The organism is Pectobacterium sp. IFB5596 (assembly GCF_021432585.1).
Classification (GTDB): domain Bacteria; phylum Pseudomonadota; class Gammaproteobacteria; order Enterobacterales; family Enterobacteriaceae; genus Pectobacterium; species Pectobacterium punjabense.
Genome location: NZ_LXFY01000034.1, coordinates 72,008 through 94,968, shown reverse-complemented (window position 1 = coordinate 94,968; position 22,961 = coordinate 72,008). Strand labels below are relative to the sequence as shown.

Genomic DNA, 22,961 nt, shown 5'->3' with positions numbered 1-22,961 from the left:
CTAGTTAATCTGGTCGGTATATTCAAAATTCCTGAATGAGTACGAAGATGGCGAGAGAACGAGCATTGACGCTGGAAGCCCTGAGGGTGATGGATGCGATCGATCGTCGTGGCAGCTTTGCCGCTGCGGCAGACGAATTGGGTAGGGTGCCTTCGGCACTGAGCTATACCATGCAGAAACTGGAAGAAGAGTTAGATGTGGTGCTGTTCGATCGTTCCGGGCATCGTACTAAATTCACGAATGTTGGACGAATGTTGTTGGAACGCGGGCGTATTCTGCTGGAAGCCGCAGATAAACTCACCACGGATGCGGAGGCGCTGGCTCGCGGTTGGGAAACGCACCTGACGATTGTGACGGAAGCCCTGATTCCAACTCAGCGGATTTTTCCCCTAATCGATAAACTGGCGCTCAAAGCGAATACGCAGGTATCGATTCTGACTGAAGTGCTGGCAGGGGCGTGGGAGCGTCTTGAACAAGGGCGTGCCGATATCGTGATTGCGCCGGACATGCATTTTCGTGCGTCGTCCGAAATGAATACCCGCAAACTGTATACGATGAATAACGTTTACGTCGCTAGCCCAGAGCACCCCATCCATCAGGAGCCTGAGCCGCTGTCAGATGCGACCCGTGTGAAATATCGCGGGATTGCAGTCGCGGATACCGCGCGTGAACGCCCGGTGCTGACGGTGCAACTATTGGATAAGCAGCAGCGTCTGACGGTGAGTTCGCTAGATGATAAACGGCGTGCACTGCTGGCTGGATTAGGTGTCGCAACCATGCCTTATCCAATGGTAGCGCAGGATATTGCCGAAGGGCGCTTACTGGTGATTGGGCCGGAACATCAGATGGAAAGCCAGATTATTATGGCGTGGCGGCGAGACAGCATGGGCGAAGCGAAATCCTGGTTCCTGCGGGAAATTCCCAAACTGCTGAACCAGCCTTAAATTTTACGCTTTTCTGCGGCAAGGTGTGGTATCACACCTTGCCGCTACATTTATTACTTCAGTATAAACTGACAAACGTCTTATCACGCTGGTGAGGCTGGTTCAGATCTTGCTCTGGGCCCAGAGAAATCACACCATGTGGATTAATCGTGCCGTGGCTACGATAGTAATGGTGGCGAATATGCGCCATATCGACGGTATCAGCGATGCCAGGCATCTGATAAATATCACGTAAAAAACCGAACAGATTGGGATAATCGCTCAGGCGATATTTATCGCATTTAAAATGCGTATGATAGACAGGATCGAAACGGATCAATGTCGTCCACAGCCGCAAATCGGCCTCGGTTAACTGCTCACCAGTCAGATAACGCTGTTTTGCCAGAATGGTTTCCAGATCGGATAGCGCGGCGAAAACGGTGGTGGCAGACTCATCGTAGGCTGATTGGCTCGTCGCAAAACCCGCTTTGTAAACACCGTTGTTGACCTTGTCGTAAATCCAGCCGTTCAATTCGTCAATCTGAGTTCGTAGCGCTTCCGGGTAGTAGTCTCCGGCTGTTGCGCCCACACCATCAAAAGCGCTGTTCAGCATACGGATGATATCTGCAGATTCATTACTGACGATAGTGTGCTGCTCGGTGTCCCACAGGACAGGAACCGTTACACGACCGCTGTAGCCCGGTTTGGCGTGAAGGTAGAGTTGGTAGAGAAATTCGTGCTGATAGAGCAAGTCGCCCGTCGCGGCCTCAAAATCTGTACCGAACGTCCAACCGTGATCGAGCATGAGTGGATGAACTACCGAAACCGCGATGTGATTTTCCAATCCTTTCAACTGTCGCATTAGCAGAGTGCGATGTGCCCACGGACAGGCGAGTGAAACATACAGATGATAACGGCCAGATTGAGCGGGAAAACCACCTTTACCGGTGAGGCCAGGGGAACCATCAGGCGTTACCCAATTGCGGAATACGGATTCTGAACGTTTAAAGTGACCGCCGGTAGATTTGGTTTCATACCAGGTATCGTGCCATACGCCATCAACCAGTTGTCCCATAAATCCTCCCGTTAGTGAGTGATGATAAGACGACGGCAAGCTTTGTGAGCTTGCCGTCTAATTCATTATTCGATGATTAAGTGTAGTACAGGCCGGAAAAGGCTCGTCTTACCACTTTTTGCCCAGCAGACGGTCGATGCTGAATGCGCCTGGGCCAGTTACAGCCAGCAGGAGGTAACCACCCGCGATGGTCAGGTTTTTCATGAACATCAGTTGGTTCATGCCTTCTGCAAAGTTAGAGTGGAAAATCAGTGCGGTCAGCAGCGTAAAGCCAGCAGTGAACAGCGCGACAGTACGTGTCAGCAGCCCGAACAGAACTGCCAGACCACCACCCAGTTCCAGCAGAATCGTCAGCGGCAGCAGGAAGGTCGGTACACCCATTGCCTGCATATATTGCTGTGTGCCTGCATAGGCATCACCCAGCTTACCGTAACCTGCAACGATAAACAGAATTGGCATTAAGATACGTGCAACCAGCAGTGCAGTGCTTTCTAAATTTTTCATCATCTCTCCAATTAATTTTGTTGTGGGCTATATGGCCCTGTTGTGTTTGTTGCAGCAGGTGTTGTCTGAAAATTTGGCCCGCCATCAGGTTATGGGCAGATAGTATAGGGAGATGATTTACGCTACCAGCGAGTATAATTGTTGTTTTATTTCAGAAAAATTGATGTTCGGTTAAATTGTCAAGAACGCGCTGTAATAACGTGAGCGCGTTAGGCAAAAAGTGAGATGAAAAGTGTCTAATGTGGGGAAGGCAAATAATCGATAAAACAGAGAGAATCATGGACGTTGGTCAAATGTCTTGCGCACGAGTCGGAATGTCCCCCAAAGCCCGACGAGGCGGCGTCCCCAACGAATCATGCGGCTGGGATGGCGCACGCCATAGAGTGCCACGAGGCTGGAGCCCACGATCCAGTATTTACGCCACTGCATCAGGCTTTGCCAGCCGCGATCGTAACGGGCTGTGGTATCCAGCCAGTGTTTCTTACCGGCCGATAAATCCAGCCGCTGTTGCTGTATCCGGCGCAGTAGCTGGGCTTTTTCTCTGTCTCGCTGTTGGCGCTGGTTCACTTAGTTTCCTCCTCCAACAGCGATCTGTCGGTCGCCAGCTCCTTGCGTGTCGCTTTGAGCAAGGTAGAACGACGTACTTTCAGAAGTGTCCATATGCCGCCTATCAGCGCCAGCCCAAGTAATGTGGCAGTAATACACCCCAGCGCAAAGAGACGATATTGTGGGTCAATGCCCCAGATGATCAGCGCAATCAGGCTCATAATGCCAAAAGCGGCAAAAAGCAGCGTCAAACCGACCATAATCAGCAACTGAATGAGATTGGCTTTCTCTTCCTCTAATTCAATCACAGCCAATCGGACACGGCTTTCCACCATGCTGACAATAATGGAGATGATGCGCTGAGCAGAAGCCATGACCCCGCTTGCGGGGCCTTGTTGTAGTTTATCTGTCATAACAATCTGCTAATTAGCGGCGAGACAGCAGGACGCCAAGCACGACGCCGACTGCGGCACCAATGCCGACACCCGTCCACGGATTCTGACGCACATAGTCATCCGCTGATTCAACCGCTTCTTTGGTTTGGGATGCGATGCGCTCACCGGTATCGCTCAGGCGGCTGCGGGTTTCTTTCAGCGCGCTCTCTGCCTTATTGCGCAGCTTGTCCAGTTCCGCTTTAGACTTATCGCTAGAGGTGCTTAATACTTCTTCCAGCGTGTCCGCCAGTGATTTCAATTCGGCGCGTAGGTACTCAGAATTTTGATCTTTAGCCATATTAATAACCCTTCATGTTATAAACCTGAACGTTAACTATAGCTGAAGCTGAGATTTATGCCGCCCCAAACGGGTACGGACAATTCTGATAACTCGCTGTAAATTTTAGTGATTTGGTTTTTGAATACAAAATGAACAATTGTCGGCGTTTTGTATGGGCACTATTTTATCGGAGCCGTGTGGTGAGGTGTTAGTGCGATGAGCCGCTTTCCGCCGCGCGCAACTCCTGCTCGGCTTCAGCTAGTTTTCTTTCACGTTTAAGGATCTTTTCTGCGTCATCCCGTTTCTGACGGCTTTCATTCAGTTCCTGCTGCCGTTCAGCGACGTCTTTGCGTTTTTCCTCAATAGCTTCTTGACGTTTCTCTGCTAGCCCGGCGTCCGTACAATGGGTTCTTACGCCGTCCAGCGCCTTCTCTAACCCATTGATGCGGTTCTGGTTACCGTGCTTGTGCGCTTCATCGATTTGGCGCTGAATATCCTGCGCTTTCTGTTGACAAGTTTCTACTTGATTGGCGGTGTTGGCCAGCGTATGGCCGGAAAACAGGACAGATAATGCAATTATGGATGGAGACAATTTCATATTCGTCACCCCAGTTTGGATTGTTTCTGTGTCAGTTTCTGCTGCCAGAATGGTGTTGGGGTTGTCGCTTGCTGTGCAGTAATGGTGACCTTAGGCAGGGACAAACGCAGAACATCTCTGGCAGCGATACTTTGCTCTGGTGAAGCAAGACGGACGATCAGGCTATCTTGTTCTGGCGTAATACTTTTGATCGCAATCCCTTTTTCATTAAGACGCTGATACACGTAAAAGCCATCTGGCAATGCGGCACCTTCATAAGGCTTGATGTGTAGCATAGCATCGTCTTGGGAAAGACGTAGCGATTGGGACTGCGTTAAGGCAATAAGTGGCAGGGCAAGTAAGAGCAGTATGCGTCCTACTTTCTTGGGGGAAAGCTTAGGGAATAGCCAATGAATTGACACAGTTAGCTTCCTTTTTCTGCATTATTGGCGTTAGCATCACGTTTTTTACGCCAAAGTACAAAGAGCGATCCAAATAGGCCGATAAACAGTAGTGCGAGGGGCAGCATCATAAGGAAAAACATCAGTTCGTCTTCGTACTTTTGGAAGATCGTCGTTTTCCCCAAGGCAAAGCCCAGCGTAACCAGAATAAACACCCACAGGAACCCGCTCATCCAGTTGAAGAACTGAAAGCGCGCGTTGTTCAAGCCAGACAAACCTGCAATGGTCGGTAGCAGCGTTCTCACAAAAGCCAGAAAACGGCCAACTAAAAGTGCGGACAGGCCATGACGGTGGAAGAGTTGATGGGCACGTTGGTGATAGTGTGCGGGTAAGTGTGATAGCCAGCCTTGCACAACTCCTGTGTTACCAAGCCATTTCCCTTGTACATAGCTAGCCCAGCAGCCGAGGCTGGCGGCCGTCGTCAGTAGAAATATCGTAAAAGGGTAATTCATCGTACCTTTGGCGACGAGGACGCCGACCAAAATGAGTAAGCTATCACCGGGCAAGAACGCGGCGGGAAGCAGACCATTTTCCAGAAATATAATTAAAAACAACAAGATGTAGATGGTCCACACCAGCTTCGGGTCGGCTAAAATATCGAAATCCTGATGCCAGAGCGCGTTTAACAGTTCTTTGATTAATTCCATCCGGTATTCCTAATACTGCTGTTTCATTTTAGCCTTGGCGACAATCACGCTTCTGGACATGACAAGAGTGAATACAGTTTTATACCCGTCATATTTCACGTTATTTAGGGTATATCGGGGCACAGGATTATAGTTTTTTTGATGATCTCTGTTTGCTTCCGCCGATAGTGACGCTGGTGTCTGACTTGATGCTCGCTTCTCGCTGCGAACCTGATAAACAGGTGGCTTAGGGATTGTTTGGCCTTGGCAGACTTTACGCCCGAAGCGATGGATTAAGCGTAAGAAAGACGCGTTAACTGTAACAAAATAGGTGTTACTGAGACAGGGAAATATTACGACAACCGAGGCGATTTAGGGGGATTTTTCGAGGAAGAGTTGGGGTTTCTACGATATTTTACACTCGCTGACAGAAATCAACGTTTTCTGACCTTTTCTCGCGGGTTCAAAAATATGACCCCTCGTTTAAAACAAGGGGCGGAAAGCGTTTTAGGGTTTACCTGTGTGTATCTGGTCGAGGTGAACGACAGGATTTTCGGCGAACATGTAGCGATCGACATTAAACTCGAAATCATCCGTTGTGGCGCGAAATAGCATCTGTTTGGTATTTTCCAGATGTTGCCACATTGCCAGTTTTGCCGCGTATGGATCTTTGCGAATCAGCGCTTTAAGGATGCGATCGTGCTCTTCGCACCAGCTTTCAATGGATTTGTCGTCGATGTGCTCATGCAGCTTACGCCAGTAGGGATTGTGAATCCGCTGGCTCCACATTTTCTCGACGATGGTTGCCATCGCGGAGTTTTGCGTCGCCAGCGCAACCTGAACGTGGAATTTGAGATCCCACTGAGAATCACGGAAGCGATCTTCCTGACGCGCATATTCCTGAATCTCCATCAGTTGAATGATGTCCTGACGGGTCACCTGCGTGGCCGCAAATTCAGCAATGTTACTTTCAATGAGCTGACGAGCCTGAAGTAGCTCAAATGGACCAGCCGCAACGAATTCAATATCGCCACTATTAATGAATGGATTCTTCTGCTGGTTGGAAATAACGTGAATACCTGAACCCTTGCGTACTTCAACGTACCCTTCGACTTCCAGCATGATGATAGCTTCACGCACTACGGTGCGACTGACGTTCATTTCTTCAGAAATATAACGTTCTGCCGGTAATTTTTCGCCGACCTGATACATACCGCTTTCGATACGCTGTTTTAATTCTGCGGCTAACTGCTGGTATAGCCGTCTGGGTTCAGTGAGTGCCATGATGATGTCTACTCTCGATAGATGACGGTCCATGTGCCACGTCAGGGCCTGAGTGTCTATCTCGTTAATCTTTGAGGGATGATTTGTTATACCACTTAATAATGGCAGTAACCAATATTGTGGTCACAGTTATTACAATGTGTGACTGGGGAGGTGGCTCACCCGGTATCCGATCATACCGGATGAGTCAGGATAATGCAGGGATTATCAGTGCTGGTTAGCTTCTTTCAATGTTTCAGCGGCGGCGGCGACTTCTGACGCAGGTTGGTTTTTCAACACTGTCCAGATGACGACAGCGCCCAACAGATCAAAGACTGCCAGTGCAGCAAACAGCGGGCTGAAGCCCATAGTATCGGCCAATGCACCGACCACTAATGCAAACATGGTGCTTGCCATCCAGGCCGCCATACCGGTCAAACCATTTGCCGTTGCGACTTCATTACGGCCAAATACGTCGGATGACAGGGTAATCAGCGCGCCAGACAGCGACTGGTGTGCGAAGCCACCGACGCACAGCAGTGCGATGGCAACATAAGGACTGGAGAACAGCCCGATCATACCGGGGCCAATCATCAGTACCGCACCCATGGTAACGACCAGCTTACGCGAAACGATCAGGTTCACTTTGAAATGCTTTTGGAACAGCATTGGCAAGTAGCCACCCAGGATGCAGCCGATATCGGCGAACAGCATTGGCATCCAGGCGAACATGGCAATTTCTTTCAGGTTAAAGCCGTAGGCCTTAAACATGAATAGCGGTATCCATGCGTTGAACGTGCCCCACGCGGGTTCAGCCAGAAAACGCGGCAGGGCGATACCCCAGAATTGGCGGTTACGCAGGATCTGCCAGGCAGACATTTTTTTCGCGTTATTGGTTTGGTGCTGTGCTTCCTGCCCGCTAAGAATATAGTCGCGCTCTTCGTCGCTAAGTTTTTTCTGATCTTTCGGGTGCTTATAGAAAACGAGCCAGCAAATGGCCCAGATCATGCTCAGGGCGCCAGTAATGATAAAGGCCATTTCCCAGCTGTGCGCCACAATGGCCCACACCACCAGCGGTGGAGCAATCATCGCGCCGATAGATGATCCCACATTGAAGTAACCGACCGCGACTGAACGCTCTTTTGCCGGGAACCACTCGCTACTGGCTTTCAGACCCGCAGGGATCATGGCCGCTTCGGCCATACCGACCGCGCCGCGGGCGATAGCCAGGCCACCCCAACTGTTTGCCAGCGCCGTTCCCATACAGAAGATCGCCCACAGAATGGCAAACATGGCATAGCCTATTTTTGTGCCGAGCAAATCCAGTACGTAGCCGGCGATGGGCTGCATAATGGTATAACAAGCTGAATAGGCAGCAACGATGTAAGAATACTGCTGTGTGGTGATATGCAATTGATCCTGTAGCGTCGGGGCAGCGACAGAAATTGCATTACGCGTCAGATATCCCAGCACGGTGCCAATGGTCACCAAGCCGATCATATACCAGCGTATATCCTTTGATTTTACGCATTTAACTTTCTCTCCGAGTCAATAAAAAACACAGTGGTGGCTCTTGAGTAGCGTCACGGTGTGAGGTGTCTTGTGATGTAATGCGACACGTTTTTTTGTTGTGCTGAACAGGAAAACCCTTCTCTTTGTGAGATAGCGATTGAATCCCTGCTTAAGGCAGCGCTACAATAATTTGTCATACAACTTTAAAAGTTGAGTGATATCACAAAACCATTATTTTTATGCGGAATAACGAATTATTTGTTTAAATAGAGAAGAGCCAGTCGTACAGGGCCATGAATGCTGAGTTATTGTACTGCTTTGTTACATTTTTGCGATCATGACCTCACAAATGCTGTGAGATATTGCGCATAATTGGTGTGATATCTTTTAACGACCAACCCATTTGGTGCACAAGAAGCACGGTAAGGAAGAAAACATGCCCCAGTTTCTGAGTGAAGATTTTCTGTTAGACACTGAATTTGCCCGCCGCCTTTATCATGAGTATGCCGTCGACCAACCGATATTTGACTACCACTGCCATTTACCGCCTGAGCAGATTGCGGAAAACTATCGCTTTAAAAATTTGTATGACATCTGGTTGAAGGGCGATCACTACAAGTGGCGTGCGATGCGCACCAACGGTGTGCCTGAGCGTTTGTGTACGGGTGATGCCAGCGATTGGGAAAAATTTGAAGCCTGGGCCGCTACCGTGCCGCACACCATCGGCAACCCGCTTTATCACTGGACACATCTGGAACTGCGTCGTCCGTTTGGCGTAACCGGTACGCTGCTGTCGCCAGACACGGCAAAAGATATTTGGGATCGTTGTAATGCGATGTTGGAACGCGATGACTTTACCGCGCGCGGCATCATGCAGCAGATGAACGTGAAAATGGTGGGTACGACAGACGATCCGATTGACGATCTGCGCCACCACAAAACCGTTGCTCAGGATTCAAGCTTCTCCATCAAGGTGCTGCCGAGCTGGCGTCCAGATAAAGCGTTCAACATCGAGTTGGCGACCTTCAACGACTATATGGCGAAATTGGGTGAAGTTTCTGACACCGACATTCGTCGTTTCAGCGATCTGCAAACGGCACTGACCAAGCGTCTGGATCACTTCGCGGCGCACGGTTGCAAAGTTTCTGACCATGCGCTGGATGTGGTGCTATTCGCTGAAGCGGATGACGCAACGCTGGACAACATTCTGGCGCGTCGCTTGGCTGGCGAAACGCTAAGCGAGCATGAAGTGGCACAGTTCAAAACCGGCGTTCTGGTTTGGCTGGGTGCAGAATATGCCCGTCGTGGCTGGGTTCAGCAGTATCACATTGGTGCGCTGCGCAACAATAACCTGCGTCAGTTCAAGCTGCTGGGGCCAGATGTCGGTTTCGACTCCATCAATGACCGTCCGCTGGCTCAGGAATTGTCTCGCCTGCTCAGCAAGCAGAATGAAGAAAACCTGCTGCCGAAAACCATCCTTTATTGCCTGAACCCGCGCGATAACGAAGTGCTCGGCACCATGATCGGCAACTTCCAGGGGGAAGGGATGCCGGGCAAGATGCAGTTCGGTTCTGGCTGGTGGTTCAACGATCAGAAAGACGGTATGCAACGCCAGATGACACAGCTCGCGCAGCTTGGTTTGCTGAGCCGCTTTGTCGGTATGCTGACCGATAGCCGTAGCTTCCTGTCTTATACCCGTCATGAATATTTCCGCCGCATTCTGTGCCAGATGATTGGCCGCTGGGTGGAAGATGGCGAAGCGCCAGCCGATCTGCCGCTGCTGGGCGAAATGGTGAAAAACATCAGTTTCGATAACGCTAAAAACTATTTTGCCATCGAGCTGTAATTCCACCGCGTCGTAGCGCGTGAATTGCACGAGAGGCGCGGCAGTAAGATTCCCAAAGGGGCTTACGCCGCGGCTCTCAGCGTCTCGGTCTTTTGTCATCAGCGCGCGTGGTGATTGGGTGCTGGTGAATATGAATATAGGGCAAGGATGACGGTTTATCGGTCATGCCCTGAATGTGAGATTCGTCCTGAGGTAGCCTGTTAATGCAAACGTTAAATCGTCGTAATTTCCCCGGTCGTCAACACCCGGATCGTGTTATCCAGTTTGGTGAAGGTAACTTCCTGCGTGCCTTTGTTGACTGGCAGTTGGATTTGCTGAATGAGCACACCGATTTGGATGCGGGTATTGTCATTGTTCGCCCGATCGATTCCGATTTCCCGCCCGCACTGGACACTCAGGATGGGTTGTACACCACCATTATTCGTGGCCTGAATGAGCAAGGTGAGGCCGTTCGCGAGCCCCGTCTGATCCGTTCGGTAAACCGTGAAATCAACGTATACCGTCAGTTCGATGACTATCTGGCGTTAGCGCACGATCCGAACATCCGTTTCGTCTTCTCCAATACCACCGAAGCCGGTATCAGCTATCACGCGGAAGATCGCCTGAGCGACGCGCCGCCAGTCAGCTTCCCGGCGAAATTAACGCGTCTGCTGTATGAGCGTTTCTGTCATTTTGACGGTGCGGCAGATAAAGGCTGGGTGTTGCTACCGTGTGAATTGATTGATTACAACGGCGTGGCGTTGAAAGAACTGGTGCTGCGCTATGCTGCACAGTGGGAACTGACACCAACATTTACCGCGTGGTTGAACGATCACAACACGTTCTGCTCAACGCTGGTTGACCGCATTGTTACGGGCTATCCGCGTGCCGAAGTTGAGGCGCTCCAGCAGGAAATGGGCTATCAGGATACCTTCTGGGATACGGCGGAGCACTTCTATCTGTTCGTGATTCAGGGACCACAGTGGCTGGCGGAAGAGTTACGTCTGAACAAGCTGGATCTGAACGTTCGTATCGTTGATGACATCAAGCCATATAAAGAACGTAAAGTGGCGATCCTCAACGGCGCGCATACTGCGCTGGTGCCAGTCGCATTTCTGGCGGGTCTGGATACCGTTGGCGAATCGATGGATGATGCCCTGATTGGCAAATTCGTGGAAAAGACCATTGCCGAAGAGATTGTACCGGTATTGGATTTACCGCATGACGAACTGACCTCATTTGCTCAGGCCGTGTTAAGCCGCTTCCGTAACCCGTTCATTCAGCATCAACTGCTGTCTATCTCGCTGAATGGCATGACCAAATTCCGTACCCGCATTCTGCCGCAGTTGCTGACTTACCGTGAACGTCACGGTGAACTGCCTGCGCGCTTGACGTTTGCGTTGGCGGCCTTGATTGCCTTCTATCGCGGTGAGCGCAGCGGTGAAGGCGATGCGTTGCAAACTTATCCGTTGCAGGACGACGCACACTGGCTGGAGCGTTATTCCTCGCTGTGGGCGGGCGTAAAAGAAAACACCGTCAGCCTGGCTGAGTTGGTGAATGTAGTGCTGCGCGATGCGGACCATTGGGAACAGGATTTAACGCAGGTTCCTGGGCTTGCTGCGCAGGTGACAGAACAGTTACAAACCATCGTTGAGCGCGGTATGCGCGCAGCCGTGGAAGGTTATTGCTAATCAGCAAGAAGGGTTATCCATGCAAAGTATTATAAAAATTCATTCTCTGGACAATGTGGCTGTCGCCTTGCGTGATGTGGAGCAAGGTGAAACGGTGTCGGTGGATAGCTATACGGTGACACTTCAGCAACCTGTCGTGCGCGGGCATAAGTTCGCGCTGGAAACCATCGCACCGGGAGAAATGATTACCAAGTATGGCCTGCCGATCGGCCATGCGCTGGTTTCCATTGCTCCCGGAGAACATATTCACTCCCAGAATGCGAAGACTAATCTGAGCGATTTGGATGAATACCAGTACCAACCTGAGTTTCTCGAACTGCCTGCACAGATGGGCGACCGAGAGGTGCAGCTTTACCGCCGCAAAAATGGCGATGTCGGTATCCGTAATGAGTTATGGATTCTGCCAACCGTCGGCTGTGTAAATGGTATTGCTCGTCAGATTCAGCAGCGTTTCCTGAAAGAAACCAACGATGCGGAAGGTATCGACGGCGTTTACCTGTTCAGCCATACCTTCGGCTGTTCACAGCTGGGTCAGGATCATGAGAACACCCGCACGATGCTGCAAAACATGGTGCGTCACCCGAATGCGGGCGCGGTGTTGGTGATCGGTCTGGGCTGTGAGAACAACCAGGTTGACGCATTCCGCAGCACGCTGGGCGGCTTTGATTCTGATCGTGTCACGTTCATGGTCTGCCAGCAGCAGGACGATGAAGTTGAAGCGGGTCTGGAGCGTCTGCACACGCTGTATGAAGCAATGCGCCATGACAAGCGTGAGCCAGGCAAGCTGAGTGAACTGAAGTTTGGTCTGGAATGTGGTGGCTCCGATGGATTGTCTGGTATTACGGCCAACCCACTGCTAGGCCGTTTCTCCGACTATCTGATTGCCAACGGCGGCACCACCGTGCTGACCGAAGTGCCGGAGATGTTCGGTGCGGAACGTATTCTGATGAGCCGTTGCCGTGATGAAGCCACGTTTGAGAAAACGGTGCACATGGTGAATGACTTCAAACAGTACTTCATTGCGCACAACCAGCCGATTTACGAGAACCCATCGCCGGGGAACAAAGCGGGTGGGATCACGACGCTGGAAGAGAAATCACTGGGCTGTACGCAAAAAGCCGGGCAGAGCAAAGTGGTGGACGTGCTGAAATATGGTGAGCGCTTACATACTCCGGGGCTCAACCTGCTCAGCGCACCGGGAAATGATGCGGTAGCAACCAGCGCACTGGCGGGAGCGGGTTGTCATATGGTGCTGTTCAGTACCGGACGTGGCACCCCTTACGGCGGATTTGTTCCTACCGTAAAACTGGCAACCAATAGTGAGCTGGCGAAGAAGAAACCGCACTGGATTGATTTCGATGCGGGTCGTCTGATCCACGACATGCCGATGGATGAACTGCTGAGCCAGTTCGTCGAGCTGATTGTCGAGATTGCTGACGGTAAGCGTACGAAGAATGAAGTGAACGACTTCCGCGAATTAGCCATATTTAAGAGCGGTGTGACGTTGTAAATCTCATGCATTCCAATTAAAATAAAACGGCGTTTCATTTTTATAATGGCGCCGTTTTTTTTCGCCACAACTTTTTAGAGGCAGGGATCATGACACACTATTGGGTTGCCCAGTCTGTTGGTGTATTGGCTTTTCTGGTCGGTATCACCATGTTTTTCAACCGTAACGATAAAAAATTTAAAATACAGCTCTCGGCATACAGCGCGGTGATTGGCCTACATTTCTTCTTGATGGGGGCAAATGCGGCAGGTGCCAGCGCCTTGTTGAACTCGGCACGTACGCTAATCTCACTCAAAACACATAACATCATTGTGATGTTTGTCTTTATTGCATTAACGCTCGGATTTGGTTTGTCGGGTATGCACCATGCGATGGAACTGCTGCCGATAGCAGGGACGGTCGCCAGTACCTGGGCGCTGTTCCGCACCTCTGGGTTAACGACGCGCTGCGTGATGTGGTGCTCAACCGCCTGCTGGGTTGTACACAATATCTGGTTGGGGTCGATTGGCGGCTCACTGATCGAAGGCTGCTTTCTGCTGATGAACGGCTTTAACATCATCCGCTTCTGGCGTATGCAGCAGCGCGGCATCGATCCTTTCAGCGTAGAGAATAAAGCGTAACTTCAGGTATTTCTCGTAATCTAACGCCGTTCGTTTTGACGCGAACGGCGTTATAGGAAAGAGGATAATCAATCCCTAATCCGTTACAGCAGATTCAAACGCTCTTTTTCCGCTAGTTTGGCATCTTCTGCCTGACACACGGCGGCGGTAAAAATCACGTCCGTTGATGAGTTTAGTGCCGTTTCTGCGGAGTCCTGCAATACGCCGATGATGAAGCCAACCGCGACCACCTGCATGGCGATATCGTTGGAAATACCGAACATGCTGCACGCCAGTGGAATCAGTAACAGTGAACCACCCGCCACACCTGATGCACCACAGGCACAGATAGCTGCCACCACGCTCAGTAATAATGCGGTAGCGATATCAACTTCAATCCCTAGTGTATGAACGGCCGCCAGCGCCAGTACCGTAATGGTAATTGCTGCGCCCGCCATATTGATGGTAGCGCCCAACGGTATAGCCACTGAATAGCTATCTTCATTAAGATTCAGCTTGCGGCACAGTTCCATATTCACCGGAATGTTGGCGGCAGAGCTACGGGTAAAGAAGGCTGTCACGCCGCTCTCACGCAGGCAGCGTAGCACCAGCGGATAAGGGTTGCGGCGAATCTTCCAGTAGACGATCAGCGGGTTAACGACGAATGCCACCAGCAGCATGCCGCCGAGCAGTACCATTAGCAGATGAGCGTAGCCCCACAGTGCGCCGAAGCCGGTTTCTGCCAGCGTTGAGGCGACCAGACCGAAAATCCCCAGCGGTGCGAAACGAATCACGACACGCACGATAGCCGTTACTGCGTGAGATGCATCGCTGATCAGGTTCTTTGTGGAAGCTGATCCATGACGGAAAGCTAATCCCAGACCTACAGCCCACACCAGAATACCGATGTAGTTGGCATTGAGCAGAGCGTGAATCGGGTTAGCGACAATACTCATCAACAGGCCTTTTAATACTTCGACAATACCCGATGGTGGCGTGATGTCGGCGGCCTGCGCGTTGAGCGCCAGCGTGGAAGGGAAGAGGACACTGAGTACAACGGCAATCAGCGCCGCAGAGAAGGTACCGATGAGGTACAGAAACAGGATCGGGCGAATATTGGTTTTCTGCCCTTGCTGATGATTGGCAACCGATGCCATTACCAGCATCAAAACCAGAATGGGGGCGACGGCTTTCAATGCGCCGACGAACAGCGTTCCCAATAAGCCAGCCGCCAGTGCAGCCTGCGTAGACAGCGAAGCCAGAATAATACCAGCCGCAAGCCCCAGAAGAATCTGTTTAACCAGGCTGCCGTGGGTAACGTACTGCAAAAAACGAGAGTGTTGAGTTGCCATAATTTTGACGGGATAACCGTTCCGCTAAGTGGTTGTCTGTACGGATCTGGCACCTCTGACGTGTGTCGGGTGACTTTTTCTTTCCGTAACGATATGTGTTTACGTGTATCAGTATATGAAAATTTACTTTTGAGAAAAGCGGTGATGTGATTTTTTATGATGGACATCCTTGCCCATCACCCTGCGGGCCGTTGCTGCGCAACGTTAAAAAACGCTCCCGACGCTTTTTTATGACGGACGTCCTTGTCCATCACCCTGCGGGCCGTTGCTGTGCAACGTTGAAAAACGTTCCCGACGTTTTTTATGACGGACATCCGTGTCCGTCACCCTTCGGGCCGTTGCTGTGCAACGTTGAAAAACGTTCCTGACGTTTTTTTATGACGGACATCCGTGTCCGTCACCCTTTGGAGGGATAAGGATTAACGCTCGGCGCGTTTGTTCACCCAGACGTTGATCAGCATGGTGATGACCAGAATGCTGGCGACGACGCCCAGAGAAACGGCCACCGGAATATGGAAGATATCGATGAGCAGCATCTTGATACCGATGAAAATCAGGATGACGGCCAGACCGTATTTCAGCAGCGAGAAGCGTTCAGCCACGCCTGCCAGCAGGAAGTACATGGCACGCAGGCCCAGAATAGCGAACAGGTTAGACGTTAGGACAATGAAGGGATCGGTCGTGACGGCGAAAATCGCTGGGATGCTGTCGACGGCGAAAATCACGTCGCTGATTTCAACCATAATCAGCACCAGAAACAGCGGTGTGGCGTACAGCAGGCCGTTACGGCGTACGAAGAATCGTTCATTCTCGATGCTGTCCGTCATACGCAGATGGCTACGCAGCCAGCGCACCAGCGGCTTGTCACCGATCGCGCCATCCCCGTCTTTAGCCAGCGCCATTTTAATGCCGGTGAACAGCAGAAATGCGCCAAACACATAGAGCAGCCACTGGAACTGTGTGACCAGCCAACTACCGCCAAACACCATCAGCGTTCTGAGAACGATGGCACCCAGCACGCCATAAATCAGCACGCGACGTTGATATTGTGGCGGAACAGCGAAGTAGCCGAAGAGCATCAACCAGACGAAGACGTTATCAACGGCGAGAGCTTTCTCAATCAAATAACCGGTCAAGAATGCCAACGACTGGGCGTTGGCAACGTCGCGACCCAACGTGCCGTCCAGATACCACCAGAAACCGGCATTGAACAGTAGAGAAAGTGTGACCCAGATGATAGACCAGACGGCAGCCTGTTTAAACGTCATGACCGTTGACCCTTTGCGCCCTTGGTAGAGCAGGTCGATGGCCAGCATCACAATAACAATGGCAGCGAAGCTGCCCCATAACCACGGAGTGCCAATGGTGTGCATAGCAAGATCCTTAAATATCCCCGTCATACTTCAAGCTGCATGTACGTTGGCAATACTCGGCTCATCACTGAGCCTCGCCCTGAAGGGCCACCGCAAGCGGCGTTCAAATCGGCTAAGCCGATTTGTCCTCGCTCACCCCAGTCACTTACTGATGTAAGCTCCTGGGGATTCACTGTGTCGCCGCCTTCCTGCAACTCGAATTATTTGGGGTATAGAAACAAAAACGGCCAACATCGGAAGGACGCTGGCCGCTCATAATTAAAGCTGCAAATGCACCTCGCCTTCCGGCAAGGTCTCACTTACAACATTAATGAAGCTGTTTCATCAAGGTTGCCCAGTAACCGGATGCGGAACGCATCGTAATGACGATTAGCTGGCGGAAAAGTTACTCCCCTTTGCCTGACAGAAGATAGGTGAAAAGATGATCTTGGTCAAATAATTATCACCATCTTACTCTGCACTTCCCGGCGCTGCGGCATCGGCTGGAAATACGACACCTGTTTGGCGGCGAATTTCTGTCAGCAGCCCAGCGACGGTACGTGAGCGCGCCAATTCCGCATGGTTAATATCGCCGTCGTTCACCAACGCGGCAAAGATGTCGGCTTCGTACAGCATGCTGTTGATATGCTGCGGCTGGCTGAGATCCAACTGCTTGCCTTCACGCGGGATGAATTTCACGTTATGGCATTCGGAAACTTTTTCAATCACCAGCGAGCCGTCTTCCCCCTGAATTTCACTGGGGATGGCGGAGTGGCTGACTTTGGAATGAATGATGGTTACATCGAAGTCGCCGTAATTCAGGGTAATGCTGCCATGTGCATCCACGCCGCTTTCCAACAATGTTGCGCTGGCCTGCGTGGTACACGGTTCTCCCCACAGTGCCACGGCGAAGGCCAGACAGTAGTAGCCGATATCCATAATGGAACCGTTGGAAAACGCCGGATTGAACGTATTTGGGTTCTCGCCTGCCAGATAGCGCGGGTAGCGTGAGGAATACTGGCAGTAATTCAGCACCACTTTACGCAGCCGGCCGACTTTTGGCAGCGCCTGCTGGATCACGCTAAAATTGGGCAGGCTGGCGGTTTTGAACGCTTCAAAGAGCACGACCTGATTTTCTCTGGCACAGGCGATCATCTGTTCGACTTCATAGCGGTTGGAAGCCAGCGGTTTTTCACAGATGACATGCTTGCCGTGGCTCAGGAAGAGCAGAGCCTGCTCGCAATGCAGTGAGTTAGGGCTTGCCAGATACACGGCGTCGATAAGATCGGATTTCGCCATGGCGTCCAGTGAATCAAAGCGCGTATCCACCATATAATCAGCTTGAAACGGCTGCGCTTTTTCTGCCGTGCGTGAATAGATGGCGGTAAGCTTCAGTTTGCCGGTTTCATGGGCGGCATCAACAAACTGACGGGTGATCCAACTGGTTCCTACAATAGCGAAGCGAATCATAAATGTTTGGTATCCTGAGGCATCGGTGATGAATAGGCAGATTATCACGGTGAAATGACAAGGCAACGTCAATCATTTACTTTTCTGGCAGAGAAAAGCATTTACTGATGGGCTATTTTAAGGGATAAACAGCGCAAATTTTATGATGTAGGAGAGGCTAATGAGCCAACTCGAATTGGAAACGTGCAACCTGACGTTGGTGCGTTACCCTCAGGTCGCTGAAAACTCGGCGCTACAGGCGTGGGATGCCGCAGATGAATATCTGCTGCGTGAGCTGGCTAGCATGGAGATCGCGCCGGGGCCGCGCCTGATTTTCAATGATACGTTTGGTGCGCTGGCCTGCGGCTTGCAGGCGCAATCACCTGTCAGTATCAGTGACTCTTATCTCAGCCAACTGGCGACGCGACATAATCTGGAACTGAACGGCTATGATGCCGATGCGGTAACGCTGTTGGATAGCATGGCGGAGCTACCCGATGCGCCTGCGCTGGTGGTGATGAAGATACCCAAAACGATCGCGCTGCTGGAACACCAGTTGAGAATGTTGCGTAAGGTCGTCACGCCGCAAACGCGTATTATTGCCGGGGCGAAGGCGCGGGATATTCATACCTCTACGCTGCAATTGTTTGAGCGTGTGATGGGGCCGACGAAAACCTCGCTGGCCTGGAAAAAAGCGCGTCTGGTTCACTGTGAGTGGGCAGAATTAAAAGTCAGTGAGCAGTCACTTACTACTGAGTGGGAGCTGGATGGTTACGGCTATCGTATTCAAAACCACGCTAACGTGTATTCGCGTAATGGGTTGGATATCGGCGCACGTTTCTTTATGCAGCATTTGCCGGAACAGATAGATGGCAAGATCGTCGATCTCGGCTGTGGCAACGGTGTCATTGGGCTGGCCGCGCTGAAAGCCAACCCGGAGGCTACCGTCGGATTCTTTGACGAATCCTACATGGCGGTGGCCTCAAGCCAGATGAACGTTGAGGTTAACTGTCCGCAGGATATCGAGCGCTGTAGCTTCACGGTGAACAACGGATTGTCCCGCGTTAGGCGCGATACGTTGCAGGCGGTGCTGTGTAACCCGCCGTTCCACCAGCAGCAGGCGGTGACGGACGAAATCGCCTGGCAGATGTTTATGGATGCCCGTCGTTGCCTTCAGGTTGGTGGTGAACTACGTATTGTGGGCAATCGCCATCTGGATTACTTCCACAAGCTGAAGCGCCTGTTCGGTAACTGTGAAACCATTGCCAGCAACACCAAGTTTGCCGTGCTGCGTGCGGTTAAAACGGGCTCGTCCCGCTAAGCCACCTTGCCTAAATTATAGCGTTAACGCCAGCCGGGTAGCCTGATCGATTGCCCGGCGAGCGTCTAATTCCTGTGCCACATCAGCACCGCCAATCAGATGAACATGGCACCCGGCAGCCTGCAAGGGGTCATACAGTTTTCGGTTGGGCCCCTGACCTGCGCAAATAATGATGTTATCCACTGGCAGGCAGCGCATTTGCTGGTCATGGATAATATGCAGCCCTTCATCATCAATACGGTGATATTCCACGCCGCCCAGCATCGTCACGCCGTGGCGCAGCAGGGTAGTGCGGTGTATCCAACCTGTCGTTTTGCCCAGATTTTCGCCGGGTTTGCCTGCCTTCCGCTGTAATAAGGTAATGTCCCGCAGGTGGGGAAGCTCGCCAGATTGATGGGGCAGCAGGCCGCCCCGGTGCTGTAGCTGTTTATCGATGCCCCATTCCGCATAAAAATCATTGTGTTCAGGCTGAGAAGAAGGGGAATTAAGGTGATGATGGCTGCTGGGAATGCGCTTTTCAGTTAAAAGGTAGTGTGCAGTATCAAAACCGATGCCGCCTGCACCGATAATGGCCACTCGCTTACCGACGGGTTTTTTATCGCGCAGTACGTCCAGATAACTCAGCACACTGGGGTGATCGATGCCTGCAATCGCGGGGATACGTGGCACAATGCCAGATGCCAGTATCACATCATCAAAACCGAGCAAATCCGTCGCCGTTGCCTGCGTGCTCAGGCGCAGCGTGACGCCGTGCAGTTCTAACTGGCGACGGTAGTAGCGCAGCGTTTCATAAAATTCCGCTTTACCAGGGATCTGTTTGGCAATATTGAACTGTCCGCCAATATAGGAAGACGCTTCAAACAGTGTGACCTGATGGCCGCGTGCGGCGGCGTTGACGGCAAAGGCCATGCCAGCAGGCCCTGCGCCGACCACTGCAAAGCGTTTACTGACCCGCGCAAGCTGGATAGGTAGTTCAGTTTCGTGACAGGCGCGTGGGTTGACCAGACAAGAAGTGACCTTACCAGCGAAAATCTGATCGAGGCAGGCCTGATTGCAGCCGATGCAGGTATTGATTTCATCAGCACGCCCCGACTGCGCTTTTGCCACCAGTTCAGCATCGGCGAGAAAAGGGCGAGCCATCGATACCATATCGGCACAGCCCTCGGCCAGCAGTTGTTCCGCCACGCCGGGATCGTTGATACGATTGGTGGTAATCAGTGGGATACGAACTTTCCCCATCAACTTCTTTGTCACCCAGCCGAAGGCACCGCGCGGCACCAGTGTAGCAATAGTGGGAATACGCGCTTCATGCCAGCCAATGCCGGTATTGATGAGAGTGGCGCCCGCCTGCTCAATAGCCTGCGCCAGTTGCACAATTTCCTGCCAGCTTGAGCCTTCTTCTATCAGGTCGAGCATGGATAAACGGTAAATCAGGATGAAGTCAGCCCCTGTACGCTCCCGCACGGCGCGGACAATCTCAAGTGCAAAACGGCAGCGGCGTTGAAAATCACCACCCCATTCATCGTCACGATGATTCGTGTGTGCCACCAGAAACTGATTAATCAGATAGCCTTCCGAGCCCATGATTTCCACGCCATCGTAACCTGCCTGCTGCGCCAGCACGGCGCAATGAGCAAAGTCGTTGATGGTTTGCATAATATCCTGCGTGCTCATTGCCCGTGGCGCAAAGCGGTTAATCGGAGCCTGAATGGCGGAGGGCGCGACCGGATCGGGCTGATAGCTGTAGCGCCCCGCGTGGAGAATTTGCAGCGCAATTTTTCCGCCTGCCTCGTGTACCGCCTGCGTGAGTACCTGATGATGCGCCACCTGTGTCTCGTCATGTAGGGTCGCGCCTCCTTTGGCGACGGCTCCTTTTGCGTTTGGCGCAATACCGCCTGTAACAATCAAACCTACGCCGCCCAGCGCCCGCTCACGATAAAATGCTGCCAGCCTTTCTGCGCCGTCCGGGTGTTCTTCCAAACCCGTATGCATCGAACCCATGACTACGCGGTTCTTTAACGTGGTGAAGCCAAGATCGAGTGGAGTAAGCAGCATGGGGTAGGCAGTCATTGCACTCTCCGGTGAAGTTAACTGGTCTGATGAGTCATGATGTTCAATCTAGCGGTAATTGAGTGAGTTGTGAAATTTATGTTTGTTTATTGTGAGTGAAGTCATTGCTAATCGTAGGGAGAAGCGCGAGTCAGCAAGGGATCGCGTGCCGGAGTGTTTGTTGTCAGGGGCGTGTGACATTATAATCCGCGGGTTTATTGGGCAAAGGTATCGTTATGCGGGTGGAAGAGTTGGAATATCGGCTGGATAGCGCGCTTCGGGCGTTAGAGCAAAGCGTTCAGCGTCAGCAGCAGACGTGGCGACAGGAACATCACTCCCTTCATCAGCAACTGCTTCAGGCGAGAGAGCGTGACGCTTACCTTTGCACGCAGATTGAAAGGCTCTCTGCGCAGTTGAGCTCGATGGATAGCTCACCGGAGCGAAATCCGCTGATTCAGAAAATGAAAGTCATTCATGCCCATCTTGATGTGTTGGCACAAGAGGCCACTGCCTTTAGGCGCTCGCTGCGATAATTTCACGGCTGGTATTTTTCAGCGATTACCCGTGGTGCTGTAAAAAAGCATCAAGGGTAGAGTAGCAAAGCCGTGTCGCGGTGTTAACACAGGTTTTATTAACACGGGTTTGATTAACACAAAGTTTGATTAACGCAATGCTTCCGCTTTCTTACACAATTCCTCCTCATTCTCCACAATTGCCGCAAATGTGGAGCTGACACTTGCAGAGATTTACCCTTGTTCTAATTAACTGAAGGTGTCGAGCCTATACTTTCTCTCGTAGCACGGCACTCGCCGTCGATAAGTTAATTCAGAGAGAGGAATAGAATATGCGTAAACTCACTGCAATGCTGGTTGCTTCTTCTTTGGCATTGGGCGCGGCAGGCCTCGCGCATGCTAATGACGCACCGAAAGGCCCGGCATCAGAACACAAGATGATGATGAAAGAGGGTCGTGAGCACCGTGGCATGATGGGGCCGGATGCGATGTTTAAGGAGCTGAATTTAACGGAAGCGCAGAAGCAGCAAATTAAAGACATCATGAAAGATTCACGCGAGAAAATGCATAAAGCGATGCAGGACGATCGTCGTGAGATGCATAGCCTGGTCGCATCAGAGACTTTTGATGCCGCAAAAGCGCAGGCGCAATTGGATAAAGCTGACGCCGCACACAAGGCCAGAATGCTTAATGGACTGGAAACCAAAAACAAAATTTACAACGTTCTGACGCCAGAGCAGAAGAAACAGTACAACGACAGCTTTGAAAAGCGACTGACTCAACCGCAAAAACCTGATGGCAAGCCAACGCCTGCGGAATAACGCATTATTTATCAGACCGTTGACAAAGCTATTTGCCGAATGAAAACGGGCGTAACGGAATAGAAGAGTAAAGCGTTTGCGCCATGGATGGCGCAAGCCGAGCGCACAAGGACGTGTTTACAGCGTCTTTACGATCTATCCGTTACCCCCGCTCTGCGGACTTTGTCAGCAACCTCATTATTCATGAGTCCGCGCTAGACCTGAAATAAATGAGCCAAGACCACCGGACTGATGGGCTGCCAACAAGCAGTACATCAGCCCGGTGGTTTTTTTATTTTT

Annotated in this window: 21 protein-coding genes and 1 pseudogene; 8 read left to right on the top strand and 14 right to left on the bottom strand. The window is 51.5% G+C overall.

Going from position 1 to position 22,961, the window contains the following annotated elements:
• Window positions 1-47: 47 nt before the first annotated feature.
• A complete protein-coding gene (locus A6301_RS22085) occupies window positions 48-944 on the top strand; it encodes a LysR family transcriptional regulator (protein ID WP_005971317.1) in 897 nt (298 codons plus the stop codon).
• A gap of 58 nt (window positions 945-1,002) precedes the next feature.
• Here A6301_RS22085 and A6301_RS22080 read toward each other — a convergent pair whose 3' ends face one another.
• The 10 genes and pseudogenes from A6301_RS22080 to A6301_RS22035 form a co-directional block, all read right to left on the bottom strand.
• Window positions 1,003-1,998 (bottom strand): glutathione S-transferase family protein, encoded by a 996-nt coding sequence (locus tag A6301_RS22080; protein WP_234258761.1) that lies wholly within the window; start codon window positions 1,996-1,998, stop codon window positions 1,003-1,005.
• Window positions 1,999-2,106: 108 nt separating this feature from the next.
• Window positions 2,107-2,502, bottom strand: coding sequence for a DoxX family protein (locus tag A6301_RS22075; RefSeq protein WP_010298854.1), 396 nt, complete (start codon window positions 2,500-2,502; stop codon window positions 2,107-2,109).
• A gap of 276 nt (window positions 2,503-2,778) precedes the next feature.
• Window positions 2,779-3,069: a YqjK-like family protein gene (locus A6301_RS22070; RefSeq protein WP_107170150.1), complete on the bottom strand. Its 291-nt coding sequence runs from the start codon at window positions 3,067-3,069 to the stop codon at window positions 2,779-2,781.
• The gene (locus A6301_RS22065; RefSeq protein WP_107170149.1) at window positions 3,066-3,461 is read right to left on the bottom strand and encodes a phage holin family protein; all 396 of its coding nucleotides are present in this window, start codon (window positions 3,459-3,461) and stop codon (window positions 3,066-3,068) included. Before A6301_RS22065 ends, A6301_RS22070 begins: the two co-directional genes overlap by 4 nt.
• A 13-nt stretch (window positions 3,462-3,474) precedes the next feature.
• The gene (locus A6301_RS22060) at window positions 3,475-3,780 is read right to left on the bottom strand and encodes a YqjD family protein (RefSeq protein ID WP_005971326.1); all 306 of its coding nucleotides are present in this window, start codon (window positions 3,778-3,780) and stop codon (window positions 3,475-3,477) included.
• A 190-nt stretch (window positions 3,781-3,970) separates the two neighbouring features.
• Window positions 3,971-4,360, bottom strand: coding sequence for a DUF1090 domain-containing protein (locus A6301_RS22055; protein WP_107170148.1), 390 nt, complete (start codon window positions 4,358-4,360; stop codon window positions 3,971-3,973).
• Window positions 4,361-4,365: 5 nt separating this feature from the next.
• The gene (gene mzrA, locus A6301_RS22050; RefSeq protein WP_107170147.1) at window positions 4,366-4,761 is read right to left on the bottom strand and encodes an EnvZ/OmpR regulon moderator MzrA; all 396 of its coding nucleotides are present in this window, start codon (window positions 4,759-4,761) and stop codon (window positions 4,366-4,368) included.
• A 2-nt stretch (window positions 4,762-4,763) separates the two neighbouring features.
• Entirely contained in the window at window positions 4,764-5,447 is a 684-nt protein-coding gene (locus A6301_RS22045; protein WP_107170146.1) for a DedA family protein, read from the bottom strand.
• Window positions 5,448-5,933: 486 nt separating this feature from the next.
• The gene (gene exuR / locus A6301_RS22040; RefSeq protein ID WP_107170145.1) at window positions 5,934-6,710 is read right to left on the bottom strand and encodes a transcriptional regulator ExuR; all 777 of its coding nucleotides are present in this window, start codon (window positions 6,708-6,710) and stop codon (window positions 5,934-5,936) included.
• Window positions 6,711-6,917: 207 nt separating this feature from the next.
• Window positions 6,918-8,220: pseudogene (locus tag A6301_RS22035) on the bottom strand (MFS transporter).
• Window positions 8,221-8,637: 417 nt separating this feature from the next.
• Here A6301_RS22035 and uxaC point away from each other — a divergent pair.
• The 4 genes from uxaC to A6301_RS22015 all read left to right on the top strand — a co-directional run bounded on the left by uxaC (window position 8,638) and on the right by A6301_RS22015 (window position 13,847).
• A complete protein-coding gene (uxaC, locus tag A6301_RS22030) occupies window positions 8,638-10,047 on the top strand; it encodes a glucuronate isomerase (RefSeq protein ID WP_107170143.1) in 1,410 nt (469 codons plus the stop codon).
• Window positions 10,048-10,250: 203 nt separating this feature from the next.
• Entirely contained in the window at window positions 10,251-11,717 is a 1,467-nt protein-coding gene (locus A6301_RS22025; protein WP_107170142.1) for a tagaturonate reductase, read from the top strand.
• Between the two features lie 19 nt (window positions 11,718-11,736).
• On the top strand, window positions 11,737-13,227 hold the full coding sequence (locus A6301_RS22020) for a UxaA family hydrolase (RefSeq protein WP_107170141.1): 1,491 nt from the start codon (window positions 11,737-11,739) through the stop codon (window positions 13,225-13,227).
• Between the two features lie 89 nt (window positions 13,228-13,316).
• The gene (locus A6301_RS22015; RefSeq protein ID WP_234258759.1) at window positions 13,317-13,847 is read left to right on the top strand and encodes a YgjV family protein; all 531 of its coding nucleotides are present in this window, start codon (window positions 13,317-13,319) and stop codon (window positions 13,845-13,847) included.
• A gap of 83 nt (window positions 13,848-13,930) precedes the next feature.
• On the opposite strand, the gene sstT is transcribed toward A6301_RS22015, so the two are convergent.
• The 3 genes from sstT to A6301_RS22000 all read right to left on the bottom strand — a co-directional run bounded on the left by sstT (window position 13,931) and on the right by A6301_RS22000 (window position 18,000).
• The gene (gene sstT, locus A6301_RS22010) at window positions 13,931-15,178 is read right to left on the bottom strand and encodes a serine/threonine transporter SstT (protein ID WP_107170139.1); all 1,248 of its coding nucleotides are present in this window, start codon (window positions 15,176-15,178) and stop codon (window positions 13,931-13,933) included.
• 419 nt (window positions 15,179-15,597) lie between these two features.
• Window positions 15,598-16,551, bottom strand: coding sequence for a TerC family protein (locus A6301_RS22005; RefSeq protein WP_215483559.1), 954 nt, complete (start codon window positions 16,549-16,551; stop codon window positions 15,598-15,600).
• Between the two features lie 450 nt (window positions 16,552-17,001).
• Complete coding sequence (locus A6301_RS22000; RefSeq protein ID WP_107170137.1) at window positions 17,002-18,000, bottom strand: Gfo/Idh/MocA family protein; 999 nt, start codon at window positions 17,998-18,000, stop codon at window positions 17,002-17,004.
• Window positions 18,001-18,160: 160 nt separating this feature from the next.
• Here A6301_RS22000 and rlmG point away from each other — a divergent pair, with 160 nt between their 5' ends.
• On the top strand, window positions 18,161-19,300 hold the full coding sequence (rlmG, locus tag A6301_RS21995; protein WP_107170136.1) for a 23S rRNA (guanine(1835)-N(2))-methyltransferase RlmG: 1,140 nt from the start codon (window positions 18,161-18,163) through the stop codon (window positions 19,298-19,300).
• Window positions 19,301-19,315: 15 nt separating this feature from the next.
• Here rlmG and A6301_RS21990 read toward each other — a convergent pair whose 3' ends face one another.
• Entirely contained in the window at window positions 19,316-21,370 is a 2,055-nt protein-coding gene (locus A6301_RS21990; RefSeq protein WP_234258758.1) for an NADPH-dependent 2,4-dienoyl-CoA reductase, read from the bottom strand.
• Window positions 21,371-21,585: 215 nt separating this feature from the next.
• Here A6301_RS21990 and A6301_RS21985 point away from each other — a divergent pair, with 215 nt between their 5' ends.
• Together A6301_RS21985 and spy are read left to right on the top strand one after the other, a co-directional pair.
• Window positions 21,586-21,882, top strand: coding sequence for a hypothetical protein (locus A6301_RS21985; protein WP_107170134.1), 297 nt, complete (start codon window positions 21,586-21,588; stop codon window positions 21,880-21,882).
• A 311-nt stretch (window positions 21,883-22,193) separates the two neighbouring features.
• Window positions 22,194-22,682: an ATP-independent periplasmic protein-refolding chaperone Spy gene (gene spy, locus A6301_RS21980; RefSeq protein WP_107170133.1), complete on the top strand. Its 489-nt coding sequence runs from the start codon at window positions 22,194-22,196 to the stop codon at window positions 22,680-22,682.
• Window positions 22,683-22,961 lie beyond the last annotated feature (279 nt).

Coding starts and splice junctions, on each gene's coding strand:
- A6301_RS22085 (WP_005971317.1), top strand. CDS start 48: ATGGCGAGAGAACGAGCATTGACGCTGGAAGCCCTGAGGGTGATGGAT.
- A6301_RS22080 (WP_234258761.1), bottom strand. CDS start 1,998: ATGGGACAACTGGTTGATGGCGTATGGCACGATACCTGGTATGAAACC.
- A6301_RS22075 (WP_010298854.1), bottom strand. CDS start 2,502: ATGAAAAATTTAGAAAGCACTGCACTGCTGGTTGCACGTATCTTAATG.
- A6301_RS22065 (WP_107170149.1), bottom strand. CDS start 3,461: ATGACAGATAAACTACAACAAGGCCCCGCAAGCGGGGTCATGGCTTCT.
- A6301_RS22060 (WP_005971326.1), bottom strand. CDS start 3,780: ATGGCTAAAGATCAAAATTCTGAGTACCTACGCGCCGAATTGAAATCA.
- A6301_RS22055 (WP_107170148.1), bottom strand. CDS start 4,360: ATGAAATTGTCTCCATCCATAATTGCATTATCTGTCCTGTTTTCCGGC.
- A6301_RS22045 (WP_107170146.1), bottom strand. CDS start 5,447: ATGGAATTAATCAAAGAACTGTTAAACGCGCTCTGGCATCAGGATTTC.
- exuR (WP_107170145.1), bottom strand. CDS start 6,710: ATGGCACTCACTGAACCCAGACGGCTATACCAGCAGTTAGCCGCAGAA.
- uxaC (WP_107170143.1), top strand. CDS start 8,638: ATGCCCCAGTTTCTGAGTGAAGATTTTCTGTTAGACACTGAATTTGCC.
- A6301_RS22025 (WP_107170142.1), top strand. CDS start 10,251: ATGCAAACGTTAAATCGTCGTAATTTCCCCGGTCGTCAACACCCGGAT.
- A6301_RS22020 (WP_107170141.1), top strand. CDS start 11,737: ATGCAAAGTATTATAAAAATTCATTCTCTGGACAATGTGGCTGTCGCC.
- A6301_RS22015 (WP_234258759.1), top strand. CDS start 13,317: ATGACACACTATTGGGTTGCCCAGTCTGTTGGTGTATTGGCTTTTCTG.
- sstT (WP_107170139.1), bottom strand. CDS start 15,178: ATGGCAACTCAACACTCTCGTTTTTTGCAGTACGTTACCCACGGCAGC.
- A6301_RS22005 (WP_215483559.1), bottom strand. CDS start 16,551: ATGCACACCATTGGCACTCCGTGGTTATGGGGCAGCTTCGCTGCCATT.
- A6301_RS22000 (WP_107170137.1), bottom strand. CDS start 18,000: ATGATTCGCTTCGCTATTGTAGGAACCAGTTGGATCACCCGTCAGTTT.
- rlmG (WP_107170136.1), top strand. CDS start 18,161: ATGAGCCAACTCGAATTGGAAACGTGCAACCTGACGTTGGTGCGTTAC.
- A6301_RS21990 (WP_234258758.1), bottom strand. CDS start 21,370: ATGACTGCCTACCCCATGCTGCTTACTCCACTCGATCTTGGCTTCACC.
- A6301_RS21985 (WP_107170134.1), top strand. CDS start 21,586: ATGCGGGTGGAAGAGTTGGAATATCGGCTGGATAGCGCGCTTCGGGCG.
- spy (WP_107170133.1), top strand. CDS start 22,194: ATGCGTAAACTCACTGCAATGCTGGTTGCTTCTTCTTTGGCATTGGGC.